The following is a 12,879-nucleotide window of genomic DNA, read 5'->3' on the forward strand; positions in this document are numbered from 1 at the left end:
AAAAATTAGTCATTGCGGTGGTGCTTGTGGAGTTTTTGGCGGGTGCGGGGGTAGGAGCTACCTAGAGGGTAGTGACTACTCCCCAAACTCGCCAAATCTCTGCAATGATCGCCCAAGGAGCCGTTTTCCCGTGGGGGAGTCGAATTTGTTGTGTGATTACACCCCTTATACTGCCTACTCTGCGGATTTAGCCCATCGAGATTTTTGCTTAGCATCTCATCATACCACGCCCAGCTTGTAATCCAGCGTCTCTAGCACCGCTTTTAACTCATCGATACTATCCGCCACGATTTCACGCTGCCTTGCGATGATATCCCGCCGCTCCTGCGCGCTCTCATCGCCCCTATTTGCGAGCTCGATATAGTGCCTAATCGTGGGGATATCCATTTGGGATTTGCGAAACCAATTGATCCAGCGCACCCACTCCACATCACGCTCGCTAAAATATTTGACTTGGTTATCGTCTTTCTCTACAAAGGGAAACAAACCCTTTTTCGCCCAAAATCGCAGCGTGTGCGAGGATACGCCGGTTTTTTTCTCCACTTCGATGATGGTGTATGCCATTTTGTCTCCTATTTATTCACTGCAATTTGCCAAAGGCAAATTGCTACCGCTCGTGCGGAGTGAATCCGCCCTCGCTCCGCTGCGCGCCCATACATTGCATTTTTTAGCAAGTTTATAGAATCTCTTAGTGCAATCGCGTCAGGAACGCGATTTGGCAATGGAGCAGATCCTATAAACCCACCTTTTGGCAAATTGCTATCGGGGCGTGAGGCAAAGCCCCCTCGCTCCGGCTTACGCGTTCATACATTGCATTTTTTAGCAAGTTTATAGAATCTCTTAGTGCAATCGCGTCAGGAACGCGATTTGAGCTAGCACCTTTAAACCAAAGCCCACAATCACAAAAGCGATTATAAAGCATTGGAGCTACTCTAAGTCAAGGGGCAAGGGACACATTTTGCAATATTTTAGAATCTAGCGCAGCTTTTAGAAGCGCGCACCCACATCACGCCCTCGCTGCTAAAGGCAGGCACACAATCCACTCATCTCGCGCTAGATTCTGTGCGCTCACGCAAACAAAATAGGCGGCTCTCTCACATTGCCCACACAGAATCCACAGCCACCAACCCCGATACCAACTTGCCTCACGCTCCCCACGCTACGCAAATCCTAAAACAACGCCTCATCCATCTCTTGGGGCTTTGGCAATCCCATAAGCTTCAAAATCGTGGGCGCGATATTATTGAGCCCCCCGACTTTTGCCACTTCCCTCACATTTTCATCAAGCACAAACGCCCACACATCGCCGATAGTGTGGTTTGTGAGCGTGTTGCCCTGCGCGTCCTTCATCTCCTCGCAATTCCCGTGATCGCTGGTTATCACAAGCCCATAGCCTAGCCTCTTAGCAGATTCTATAATCCTGCCTAGCTGCGTATCCACCGCCTCTACCGCCTTGATAGCTGCCTCAAAATTCCCCGTATGCCCTACCATATCGCCATTTGCGAAATTCACCACGACAAAATCATAGCCCTCCTCCATCGCTCCTAGCACCGCATCGCCCACCGCTGGCGCGCTCATCTCTGGCTGCAAGTCGTATGTCGCCACCTTAGGCGAGGGGATAAGCACGCGCTTCTCACCCTCAAACTCCTCCTCACGCCCGCCGTTTAAGAAAAAGGTAACGTGAGCGTATTTTTCTGTCTCTGCGGTGTGGAATTGCCGCAGCTTAGCCCTAGATAGCACCTCTGCTAGGGTATTTTGCACCTTGTCTTTGGGGAACATAATGGGGAAGTCAAAACTGCTATCATACTCGCACATTGTGGCGATACATAGCCTCGCCACGCGCTTGCGCACAAAGCCTTCAAAGCCCGCATTGCCTATCGCATCGACGATTTGGCGTGCCCTATCGGAGCGAAAATTCACAAAAATAAAGCCCTCGCTCACTTCTTTGCTATCCGCACTCGTGTTACCACTCGCCCCGCTCACTTCTCCACTTTTCTTTGCACCCTCATTGAGGCTTGCCATATCTGCATTCATACCCCGATATGGCGCAAAACTCACAGGCGGGATAAACTCATCATACACTCCCTTATCGTATTGGCTTTGGATATACTCCTGCGGGCTTTGGGCGATTTGGTTCTCGCCGCATACGATGGTGTTGTAGGCAGATTCTATCCTCTCCCATCGTTTGTCGCGATCCATCGCATAGAATCTCCCGCTAAGCGTGGCGATATGGACATTTGCATACGCGCTGGTATGCTCTTGCACTTGCTTTAAGTATCCTAGCGCGCTTTGGGGCAGGACATCGCGCCCATCGGTGATGAGATGGAGCCACACGCGCTTACCTTGGCGCGCACAGATACTCACAAGCCCTAGCAAATGCGAGAGATGAGAATGCACGCCCCCATCGCTCATAAGCCCACACAGATGGATACTCTCGCACGCCTTTGCCACGCTCACAAACGCCGGATTGGATTCTATCTCGCCATTTTGCAGGGCGAGTGAGATTTTCACTAGATCTTGGTAGAGCACGCGCCCTGCGCCTATACACATATGCCCCACCTCCGAGTTGCCCATCTGCTCCTTTGGCAATCCCACGCTAAGCCCATAGGTGTGGATCATCGCATAGGGGGCATTGGCAAGCAGATAGTCGTATGTAGGCTTTTTGGCGTGATAGAAGGCATTATAACTCGTGCTCTTGCTATACCCAATCCCATCGGTGATGACTAAAACCGCTTTTTTCTTTGCTTTCTCCATACTCACTCCTCGTTAATCATCATTCAAAAAGCGTTCATTTTAGTTTAAAAAACATTAATATTTAGCCTAGTTTTACAAATTTAAAGATACAATCCCCGCTTTATTGTCCCTTTGGCGTTTGTGTTTTGTTGTGTTTAGCGTAAGTTTGTGGAGGTGGAGATGCTATATTGGCTTTGGAGCGTGGCACATATCAATTTGTTCCAATACATCACATTTCGGGCGGGAGTGAGCTTTTTTCTCGCATTTATCTTGAGTGTTGCAATCTTTCCGTATTTTATCCGCTGGGCGAGGGCGCGCAAGGCAAACCAACCCATCTCTACCTTCGTCCCCCACGAGGAGAAAAAAAACACTCCGACTATGGGCGGTATTGTCTTTGTCCTCTGCACCATTATCGCCACGCTCTTATGCGCTGATATGGCTAATCCCTATGTCCTGCTAGGGCTCTTTGGGCTCGTGGGCTTTGGGCTTATCGGGGCGCGCGATGACTTTATGAAAATCTCTGCGCGCTCTAATGCCGGTATGAGCGCGCGCCTAAAAATGCTCCTGCTTGTGCTACTCTCCCTCCTCATCGCGCTCTGCCTTGCCAACATCGGGCATATTGGGGATTTTTATCTCCCTTTTATGAAAGCCCCGCTTTTTGGTATGGATTCACTAGCGCGCCTTGAGCTAGATTCTGTGCGCGTGCCTGTCGTGAGTATGGTGTTTTGGGCGTTTGTGCTCGTGGCGAGTGCAAACGCAGTCAATATCACCGATGGGCTTGATGGGCTTGCCACGGTGCCGGGGATTTTGGCACTGCTTAGCCTCTCGGTGTTTGTGTATATCAGCGGGCATATCGGGCTTTCGTCGTATTTGTATTGGCCCCGCGTGGTAAATGGCGGGGAGCTCATTATCGTGAGCTGCGCGCTTATTGGCTCACTCTTTGGCTTTTTGTGGTACAACTGCCACCCCGCACAAGTCTTTATGGGCGATAGCGGGAGCTTGGCTCTGGGCGGCTTTATCGCGTATATGGCGATAATCTCGCATAATGAGATTTTGCTCATCCTCATTGGCATTGTCTTTGTCTTTGAAACACTCTCGGTAATGCTCCAAATTGGCAGCTACAAATACCGCCAAAAGCGCATTTTCCTTATGGCACCCATACACCATCACTTCGAGAAAAAGGGCTGGGCGGAGAACAAAATCATCGTGCGCTTTTGGATTATCGCGATTTTGGCAAACATCATCGCCCTTTTGACGCTCAAAATCAGGTAGATTGTATGATAAACATCTTTGGCTATGGTGTTACGACAAAGCCTCTTGTGCGCTTTTTAAACTCCCTTGGCATATTGGTGAGAATCTATGATGACAAGTTTAGTGGCACAAAAGACGATGAGTGTGGCAATACCCTGCTAGATTCTGCGCTATTTGTCGATGAGGGCTCTGCTAAGGCTACACACGCCAACAGCGCAGAATCCACAGAATCTAGCGCGCTAGATTCACTCACGCATAATTCCCTAAAGAGCGCGCATCTCTCTATCATCTCGCCGGGTATCCCGCCCACGCACCCACTTGCGACAAAAGCCCGCAACCTCATCGGGGAATACGACTTTTTCTACCGCCTGCTAGCGCATTGGGATACGCCGCCCCAAAGCGTGTGGATTAGCGGCACTAATGGCAAAACCACAACCACGCAGATGACTACCGCGCTTTTAGAATCTTTTGGCGCGCGTAGTGGGGGCAATATCGGCACGCCCCTAAGTGAGCTCTATATGAGCCGCACGCCACTTTGGGTGCTAGAGACGAGCTCTTTTAGCCTGCATTATACGCATTATGCCGCGCCCCAAGTCTATGCGCTCCTGCCCGTGCGCGAGGATCACATCACTTGGCACGGGAGCTTTGAAGCCTATGTGTGCGATAAGCTTAGCCCCCTTGCGCGTATGGAGGAAGATTCTAGCGCGATTTTGCCCCTTGAGCTTGCCACGCACCCGCTTGCGCGGGGCTTTAGGGGCAGGGCGGTTTTTTATGCAGATTCTAAGGACTTAGCGGGGCAGCTTGGGATTGAGTATGAGCGCGTGCGGATCCAAGAGCCCTTTTTACTCGATGCCCTCATCGCGCTTGGGATTGCCAAAATCCTCCGTGGTGTGTGTGATATCGCTGCTATCAATGCCTTTAAGATCGGCGCGCATAGGATTGAGGAGTTTATGGATACGCACAATCGCTTGTGGGTGGATGACAGTAAGGGCACCAATGTCGATGCGAGCATTGAGGCGGTGCGCCGCTATCAAGATAGGCAGATATGGCTCATTCTAGGCGGCGATGACAAGGGCGCGGATTTGCACCCGCTCTTTAGGTTTATGCGGGGCAAGGCGATAAGAATCTTTGCGATTGGGAGCAATGCGCGCAAAATAGTGAGCTTGAGTGCGCAGTATGGGGTGGAGTGTGAGGTGTGTGGAGAGCTGGAAGTGGCAGTTAGAGCGATAAAAAAGATGCGCAATGTGTGGCATTCAGTATTGAGCGATAAAAGCGGGAATCTGCGCTCGGATTTTCAGTCACTTACCTCTAGTAAGCTCCTTCAATCCTCGCTTGATAACCCACTTTTTTCATCTCAATCCTTAGAATGCCAAGAGGGCAAGCCAAGCGCGGAGTGTAGAGGAAATATAGAATCTAAGAAAGGTTTAGAATCTAGCCTAACAGAATCTAGCGCAGATTCAGAATCTAAATCAATTACACAATCCACAACGCCAAAAAATCCTAACGAGGCTTTGCCCGATTCAAATAATAGTGCGTGCGCAAGCACGAGCCGAGCAGAATCTATACCAATAGATTCTGCCATTTTTGCAGAGCAAAAATCCAATAAATATGTAGGTGCGATAGCACCAACCACCTCTCGCCCGCTTCGTGGTGCGCAATCGTTGGAGCAAGGAGGCAGCAGTGCCTCCGCAACGATTGCGCTAGAAGCGGGAAAGCGAGGCTCTCTCCCCGTTTGCCGTGCCGAAGGCTTGCAAGCAAAGCGCAGCAAAAACAGCGGCGGCTTTTTCGGGGCTTTAGCGAGCGGGGAGGGGATAAACCCCTTTTTCTTTTGCGATACACAAGATTCTAAGAAACAAAGAAATATCCGTGAGAATGCGAGTCTAAGAAACTTAGAAACTAGCGCGGAGAATTTAGGGAGCACAGAATCTAGCCCAACAGATTCTAAAGGAATTACAGAATCCAAAGAGATTCTAAACAACGCACAAAGACAAAATCTAAGCAACACACAAACCAATCAAGATTCACAAAGAGATTTAGAATCTACCCCAACCCCACAACCAAATCAAACCCTCGCAGATGTCGCGCTGCTCTCCCCAGCAGCCGCGAGCCTCGATCAATTTAGTTCCTACAAGGAGCGCGGGGATTTGTTCAAGCACTATGCGCTATTAGACTAAGATTTAAGGAGATTTGATGAAACGCGAAAAAGAAAGCACCCTAACCACCCTCAACAAACTGCGCTACACGCTCACGCGGCGCGATAAATTCATCATCATCTTTCTCGTGCTTGCCACGATAGCTTTCTCCATCATCGAGACATTTAGCATTAGTATCATTATGCCCTTCATCAGCTTTGCGAGCAATCCCTCCCTCATCACCAAAAACCCCATTTCCCACGAGATCTACACATTTTTTGGCTTTGAGAACACGCTGGACTTTATGGTAGCCTTTAGCGTGGCACTCGTGGTGTTTTATATCTTTAGAATGCTCTATAGCATTGCTTATACTTACGCACAGAGCCGCTTTGCCTTTCGCAAATTTCACTTTTTTGCCTATCGGCTCTTTGGCAAGGCAGTGGAGCTAAACTACGCGGATTTTGTGCAGCGCAAAGTCGATAGAATCCGCGCCAATATCACCCAAGAAGCCCTGCAAGCCTCGATGTATATACAGAATTTTTTGCAGCTTTTTGCCGAGATTTTTACGATTGCGATTTTGTATATTTTGCTCCTTATCACAAGCTGGAAGATGACGCTCGTGCTCACTATCCTGCTAGCCCTCCAAGTCCTGCTCATCAGCAAAACGCTCAATAAAAAAGTCCAAAAAATGGGATATATCAGGGCGCAAATGAACGCAAGGTTTAATGAAATCATCTCTAAGACTTTTGGGAATTTTAAAATCATCAAGCTAAAGGGCAACCAAAAGCAGATTTTTGATGAGTTTGAAAGGGCGAGTATGGAGCGCACCAACGCCGAGATCCTCACCCAAACCATACTCCCCACGCCCCGCTTCATCTTAGAATCCCTAGGCTTTAGCATACTCATTGGCTGCGTGGCGTATATCCTCATCACTTACAAAAATGTCGATGCGGTGCTGCCCATTATCTCGATGTATGCGCTTGCGCTATATCGTATCCTGCCCGCAGTGAGCCGTATCCTCACCGCGCACGCCCAGATGAATTTTAACGCAAGATCCGTCTCGCTCGTGTATGAGGATCTGCTCTATCACACTGATTTTGAGGACGATGAGCCCTGCGCGTTTGAGGACAAAATCGAGCTTAGGGGCATCACTTTTGGCTATGATGCGCGCAAACCTATCCTAAAGGACTTCAACCTCACGATACACAAGGGCGATAAAATCGCATTTTGCGGCGAGAGCGGCGCGGGCAAAAGCACGCTAGTGGATCTCATCATCGGTATTTACAAGCCCCAAGAGGGCGCAATCCTCGTAGATGATACGGAGCTGCACAACCACAACCTGCGCTCGTGGCGCAAAAAAATCGGCTATATCCCCCAAACCATCTATCTCTTTGATGGCAGCGTGGCAGAAAATGTCGCCTTTGGGAGCAAGATGGACGAGCAGCGCGTGATAGAGGCGTGCAAAAAGGCAAATATCTATGAGTTTTTACAGGAGCATAGCGGGATTTATACGCGCGTGGGCGAGGGCGGCATACTGCTTAGCGGCGGGCAAAAGCAGCGCATAGGGATTGCGCGCGCCATCTATGACAACCCCGAGATCTTAGTGCTCGATGAAGCCACGAGCGCGCTAGATACCGCCACAGAAGAGAGGATAATGGAGGAAATCTATGATGTGGCACAAAACAAAACCCTGCTTGTCATCGCCCATAGGCTTAATACTATACAGAGATGTGAGCGCAAAATAGAGATACACAAGCACAGAGCGTAGGGATAGACTTGGCTCACACGGCTCTTAAGATTCTATAAATGCTTGAAGTAGCCTCTGGCATTAGAGAATCTCTCACAAATCCGCCGCGTGCTGGGCGCTCCTAGCCTCGCGATGTGTTTGTGCCTAGAGCTCGCTCTCTAGGCTTTGCTGGCATTCTAGTGAAAAGATGATATTTTGTGAATCTCGCTCATAGCTTTTGTTCCAATCTAGCACGATCTCCGCGCCACTTGCATTGCGCACAAAGACATTGCTCCGCACTAGCGCGCACGAGCCCTCCATAATGTCGTTAGAAAACTTTTCAATCACCAAAATATCGGGCTTGACTGCTTTAAGCGCGTAGGTTTTGGGCGCGATTTTGGCATAGAGATTTGTCTTATTATTGCTCGTGTAGTAGAAGTCGGCGCGCGTGCTGATAAAGCCGCTTTGGGTGCGGACTATGCGGATTTTTTGGGTGGATTGTAGGTTTTTGCCCTCGATAAATGCTATCAGCGGTTTAGAGACGATATAAAGCGCGAAATGCTCATTATACGCGCCTATGCGGAAGTCCTCTGGGTGCAGCGGGTAGAGATTGCCCTCGATGAAGCCAATCTGCTTGCGCGTGGGGGATTCTTGAGAGAGGATGAAGGTATCTGCCCACACGCCACATAATAGCACCAAAACTCCCAGAATGCTTCTCATCGCTAGCCCTTAATGTCTTTTGTATCAAAGTTTGAGTAACATATCGCCTAAATTTTCTTTGCGTTAAGGGAGTGTGATGAAAACCATCGCGATTTTGGGCAAGCCAAATGTGGGCAAAAGCTCGCTGTTTAACCGCCTGTGCAACCAACTAGATGCCATCACTTCCGATGTGAGCGGGACGACACGCGATGTCAAAAAGGGCACTTGCCTCATCAATGGCACGCCTTGCCTCCTGCTAGATACCGGCGGGATTGACGCTAAGCAAAACGCAGAATCTCTCACAGACAAAAAGCAAAAAAAACACGCCTACAAGCAAGCCGAGCTTTTTAAACGCGTATCAGAGGCGAGCATACAAGCGGGTTTAAGCGCGGATTTGGTGCTCTATCTCATTGATGGGCGCGGAATGATAGATGATGAGGATAGAGAGGTGCTGCGCAAGATTCAAAGGCATAAGCGCGTATTTTTGGTGCTCAATAAAATCGATAACGACAAGCTCAAAGAGGGCGCGTGGGAGTTTGGCAAGCTTGGTGTGCGCGAGATGTTTTTTGTCTCTGTAAGCCACAATCGCGGGCTTAGTATTTTGCTAGATTCTATAGGTAAGGCACTAAACCTCGCTCAGATAGAGAGTGTGAGCGAACATGATGAGAGCTTGGAGGAGTTTTTGCAAGCTAAAGAGGCGCAGGAGGAGGCAGGAGAGAGCGGGCTAGATTCTGTAGAGATTATAGAATCTAGCGAGACAAACCTCATCAAAGTGGGTATCATCGGGCGCGTGAATGTGGGCAAAAGCTCGCTGCTAAACGCATTGCTAGGGCAGGAGCGCAGTATCGTGAGCGATATTGCCGGCACGACGATAGATCCTGTCGATGAGCGCGCGGAGTATGAGGGGCATACGCTAGAGTTTATCGACACAGCGGGGATACGGCGCGCGGGCAAGATAGAGGGGATTGAAAAATACGCACTAGATAGGACAAACAAAGCCCTTAGTAAGTCCCATATCGCGCTGCTCGTGCTTGATGCGAGCGAGGGCTTCGTGGAGCTTGATGAAAAGATTAGCGCGCTTATCCCTAAGCACAACCTAGGTGTGATCATCGTGCTCAATAAATGGGACAAGGCGCGCACAGAGCACAGAGCGATGATACAGGAGCTGCGCTATAAGTTTAGATTCTTAGAATACGCGCCGGTGGTGTGCGTGAGCGCGCTCACAAGGCGCAATGTCAATGCGCTCAAAAAGCAGATTCTGTGCGTGTGGGAAAACTTCAATCGTCGTATCCCCACCGCAGAGCTAAACGCCCTCATAGCCGAGGCGACAAAGCGCCACCACCTCCCAAGCGATCACGGCAAAATCGTCAAAATCTACTACGCCACGCAGTTTGGCGTATGCCCACCCCAAATCTCGCTTATGATGAATCGCCCCAAAAGCCTGCACTTTAGCTACAAACGCTACCTTGTCAATGTCCTGCGTGAGGGCTATGAGTTTGGCGGCGTGCCAATCCTCATCGAGCCTAGGGGCAAAAAAGATTTAAGCTAAAGTTTCTTATAATGCAGGGATTATTCCAAAGGAGCAAAGGCAGGCGATGAGGAGCTATAAGATTTTTTGCGGTTCGGCACACCCAGAATTTGGCAGCGAGATTAGCAAGTATTTGGATGTCGTGCTCTCAAGTGCGTCTATCACACGCTTTAGCGATGGCGAGATCAATGTCCAAATCGGAGAATCTGTGCGAGGCAAAGATGTGTTTATCATACAACCCACTTGCGCGCCTACAAACGACAATCTTATGGAGCTTCTCATAATGACAGACGCGCTCAAACGCAGCGCGGCAAACACGATAAACGCCGTCGTGCCATACTTTGGCTATGCGCGTCAAGATCGCAAAGCCGCGCCGCGCGTGCCTATCTCAGCCAAACTCGTAGCAAACATTATCCAAAATGCCGGGATCGATCGCCTCATCACGATGGATTTGCACGCGGGGCAGATTCAGGGATTTTTTGATATTCCCGTGGATAATCTCTATGGCTCAGTGATTTTCCGCGATTATATCAAGTCCAAGCAGTTTGGCGATCCCATCGTGGCAAGCCCCGATATCGGTGGCGTGGCGAGGGCGCGGTATTTTGCCGATAAGCTCGGGCTTGATCTCGTGATCGTGGATAAAAAGCGCGAGAAAGCCAACCAAAGCGAAGTGATGAATATCATCGGCGATGTGAGGGATAAAGATGTGATCCTCATCGATGATATGATCGATACTGCCGGGACGATGTGCAAGGCGGCTGATGTGCTCAAGCAGAGGGGGGCTAGGAGCGTGATAGCACTTGGCACGCACCCCGTGCTTAGCGGTCCGGCGTTTGAACGCATAGAATCTAGCGTGCTCGATGAAGTCGTGGTAACCAACTCAATCCCCCTAGCGCGCAAAAGTGAGAAGATAAAGGTGCTAAGTGTCGTCCCGCTCTTTGCAGAAGTCATACGCAGAATCCACCACAACGAGAGCGTGGATTCACTCTTTATCTGAATCTAGGGAGGTGGGCGATGAAAGAGATTGATTTACTCTATTGGAATGCCGGCGTGCTCAACCTAGGCGATATCCTCAATGTCGCTATGGCACGCGAGCTCTTTGGACTACAAGTCAAGCGGCTATGGCAGGCTGCTTGAGAGTATGCCGTCCAAACGCTATAAAGTGGGCATCATCCCCCATATCGATGAGCTCACGCACCCGACATTCCCCACCATAGCGGGCGCGATAGGGGGGAGTGTGCTCATTAGTCCTAGTGATGAGCCTATGCACGTATTGGAGATGATCGCATCGTGTGAGAGCATACTCTCAAGCGCGATGCACGGGCTCATCATCGCCGATGGTATGGGTATCCCAAATAAGCGCATTTTGGTTTGTGGCTCTATGTATGCGCAAAATAGGAAGTTTGAGGATTATTATTCTGTGTATGGGATTAGCCCAAAAATCCTTGATGTGCGCGGCAAGGATCTAAGCAGCTATGATTGGGCAGAGGTGGCGGAGAGTATCACGCGCGATTATGCTATCCCCTCTGACAAGGTGCGCTCCATCAAGCAAGAGCTTTTGGAGTGTTTTCCGTTTTAAGAATCTTTATTGTGTTTTGTGGGTATTTAGCAGAGATGAGAGACTTAGGGGATTTAAGATTTATTGTAAATCCCGCTCCAAAGCCCCTGCGAGATTTGTCCCCACAAACTCCCGCCCTAGCTCCTTGCAGCATTCAAGCACGCTAAAGCTCCCCGCCGCTGGATCGCATACCAAATCGCCCTTGCTTGTGCAAGATTCTATCAGGAGCTTTTGCAAGCCTTTGGGCTTGCTATGGGGGTGGAGTTTTAGCTCTGTCTGTGGGATTTTCTCACAATGCACATCGCGGATAGTGTGGAGATTCCAAGTGCCCTTTGCCTTTAGCGGGGCTTTTTGGATGATGAGCAGATATTCGCTCTGCCTTCTGGTGCGATAGCCCATACCCATTTTGCCCTTATCCCAAGTGATGAGATCCACGATTTGTAGTGGCGTAGCATCTAGCCACGCGCCCACGCCCTCGCAGAGATGAAATTTATCAATCCATAGCATAAGGTAGTGAGCAGGCTTAAGCGTGCGGCTAATCTCGCGTATAAACTCCCCGATAGTCTCCTCACTCATCTGCACAAGCGCGCTGCGCCCCTTTTGTCGCTGCCCCTCATTGCCATAGCGCATTTTATCTAGCACCCCGCGATATTGCGGATCAAAAAAGCACAAATCCACGCTTTGGGATTCTAGACTTTTAAGCAGCTTTAATCCATCGATGGTGAGTTTGGTGTTTTTGGTAATGCGCACTACATCTCCTTTTTATGGACTTTGGCTTACTTGGGTAATTATCAAAAGGGCTATTGTCTCATAATGTTTATAAAAAGAGGGATAAGACAGAGTGCATTTAGAGTGGCGGAACGGACGGGGCTCGAACCCGCGACCCCCTGCGTGACAGGCAGGTATTCTAACCAACTGAACTACCGCTCCACCATAGATAATAAAAGTGGTGGTCGCTATAAGACTCGAACTTATGACATCCACCTTGTAAGGGTGGCGCTCTACCAACTGAGCTAAGCGACCAGAGGAAATAAAAGTGGTGACCCCTAGGGGATTCGAACCCCTGTAGCCACCGTGAAAGGGTGGTATCCTAACCGTTAGATGAAGGGGCCACTTTTATTTGGGTAAGAAAAATCTGTGATTGATCTCGTGGTGACCCGTGTTGGATTCGAACCAACGGCCCATTCCTTAAAAGGGAATTGCTCTACCAGCTGAGCTAACGGGTCTTAGCACCTTTGCGCCTCTGCACCTT

Annotated in this window: 11 protein-coding genes, 4 tRNA genes and 2 pseudogenes; 7 read left to right on the forward strand and 10 right to left on the reverse strand. The window is 49.7% G+C overall.

Features of this window, described 5'->3' with window-relative positions; translation table 11 throughout:
• Window positions 1-155 precede the first annotated feature (155 nt).
• The 4 genes and pseudogenes from ACH2BK_RS06450 to gpmI all read right to left on the reverse strand — a co-directional run.
• A pseudogene (locus ACH2BK_RS06450) lies at window positions 156-564 on the reverse strand (MerR family transcriptional regulator); the annotation flags it as partial.
• Window positions 565-572: 8 nt separating this feature from the next.
• Window positions 573-722, reverse strand: coding sequence for a hypothetical protein (locus tag ACH2BK_RS06455; RefSeq protein ID WP_395002741.1), 150 nt, complete (start codon window positions 720-722; stop codon window positions 573-575).
• An 11-nt stretch (window positions 723-733) separates the two neighbouring features.
• Window positions 734-922: a hypothetical protein gene (locus tag ACH2BK_RS06460; RefSeq protein WP_395002743.1), complete on the reverse strand. Its 189-nt coding sequence runs from the start codon at window positions 920-922 to the stop codon at window positions 734-736.
• 248 nt (window positions 923-1,170) lie between these two features.
• Window positions 1,171-2,754: a 2,3-bisphosphoglycerate-independent phosphoglycerate mutase gene (gene gpmI, locus ACH2BK_RS06465; RefSeq protein ID WP_395002745.1), complete on the reverse strand. Its 1,584-nt coding sequence runs from the start codon at window positions 2,752-2,754 to the stop codon at window positions 1,171-1,173.
• A 159-nt stretch (window positions 2,755-2,913) separates the two neighbouring features.
• On the opposite strand from gpmI, the gene mraY reads away from it, so the two are divergent.
• The 3 genes and pseudogenes from mraY (at window position 2,914) to ACH2BK_RS06480 (ending at window position 7,884) form a co-directional block, all read left to right on the forward strand.
• Window positions 2,914-4,005, forward strand: a complete 1,092-nt coding sequence (gene mraY, locus ACH2BK_RS06470; protein ID WP_394997140.1) for a phospho-N-acetylmuramoyl-pentapeptide-transferase — start codon at window positions 2,914-2,916, stop codon at window positions 4,003-4,005.
• 5 nt (window positions 4,006-4,010) lie between these two features.
• A pseudogene (murD, locus tag ACH2BK_RS06475) lies at window positions 4,011-5,216 on the forward strand (UDP-N-acetylmuramoyl-L-alanine--D-glutamate ligase); the annotation flags it as partial.
• Between the two features lie 958 nt (window positions 5,217-6,174).
• A complete protein-coding gene (locus ACH2BK_RS06480; protein ID WP_395002747.1) occupies window positions 6,175-7,884 on the forward strand; it encodes an ATP-binding cassette domain-containing protein in 1,710 nt (569 codons plus the stop codon).
• 123 nt (window positions 7,885-8,007) lie between these two features.
• On the opposite strand, the gene ACH2BK_RS06485 is transcribed toward ACH2BK_RS06480, so the two are convergent.
• Window positions 8,008-8,562, reverse strand: coding sequence for a hypothetical protein (locus ACH2BK_RS06485; RefSeq protein WP_394997144.1), 555 nt, complete (start codon window positions 8,560-8,562; stop codon window positions 8,008-8,010).
• A gap of 76 nt (window positions 8,563-8,638) precedes the next feature.
• Between ACH2BK_RS06485 and der the strand changes: the two genes are divergently transcribed.
• Genes der through ACH2BK_RS06505 form a run of 4 tightly spaced genes read left to right on the forward strand, consistent with a single transcriptional unit; the run spans window position 8,639 to window position 11,648 of the window.
• Window positions 8,639-10,090: a ribosome biogenesis GTPase Der gene (gene der / locus ACH2BK_RS06490; protein WP_395002749.1), complete on the forward strand. Its 1,452-nt coding sequence runs from the start codon at window positions 8,639-8,641 to the stop codon at window positions 10,088-10,090.
• Window positions 10,091-10,136: 46 nt separating this feature from the next.
• Window positions 10,137-11,066 (forward strand): ribose-phosphate pyrophosphokinase, encoded by a 930-nt coding sequence (locus ACH2BK_RS06495; RefSeq protein ID WP_394997146.1) that lies wholly within the window; start codon window positions 10,137-10,139, stop codon window positions 11,064-11,066.
• 17 nt (window positions 11,067-11,083) lie between these two features.
• The gene (locus ACH2BK_RS06500; RefSeq protein WP_395002751.1) at window positions 11,084-11,206 is read left to right on the forward strand and encodes a hypothetical protein; all 123 of its coding nucleotides are present in this window, start codon (window positions 11,084-11,086) and stop codon (window positions 11,204-11,206) included.
• Window positions 11,169-11,648, forward strand: coding sequence for a polysaccharide pyruvyl transferase family protein (locus ACH2BK_RS06505; RefSeq protein WP_395002753.1), 480 nt, complete (start codon window positions 11,169-11,171; stop codon window positions 11,646-11,648). Before ACH2BK_RS06500 ends, ACH2BK_RS06505 begins: the two co-directional genes overlap by 38 nt.
• A 60-nt stretch (window positions 11,649-11,708) precedes the next feature.
• Here ACH2BK_RS06505 and ACH2BK_RS06510 read toward each other — a convergent pair whose 3' ends face one another.
• From ACH2BK_RS06510 to ACH2BK_RS06530, 5 genes are all read right to left on the reverse strand, one after another.
• Window positions 11,709-12,377 (reverse strand): DNA-methyltransferase, encoded by a 669-nt coding sequence (locus ACH2BK_RS06510; protein ID WP_395002755.1) that lies wholly within the window; start codon window positions 12,375-12,377, stop codon window positions 11,709-11,711.
• Window positions 12,378-12,480: 103 nt separating this feature from the next.
• A tRNA-Asp gene (locus tag ACH2BK_RS06515) sits at window positions 12,481-12,557 on the reverse strand.
• A gap of 17 nt (window positions 12,558-12,574) precedes the next feature.
• Window positions 12,575-12,650: transfer RNA gene (locus tag ACH2BK_RS06520), tRNA-Val, on the reverse strand.
• Between the two features lie 14 nt (window positions 12,651-12,664).
• Window positions 12,665-12,739: transfer RNA gene (locus ACH2BK_RS06525), tRNA-Glu, on the reverse strand.
• A gap of 38 nt (window positions 12,740-12,777) precedes the next feature.
• Window positions 12,778-12,853, reverse strand: a tRNA-Lys gene (locus ACH2BK_RS06530).
• Window positions 12,854-12,879 lie beyond the last annotated feature (26 nt).

This window comes from uncultured Helicobacter sp. (assembly GCF_949282165.1).
GTDB lineage: Bacteria > Campylobacterota > Campylobacteria > Campylobacterales > Helicobacteraceae > Helicobacter_F.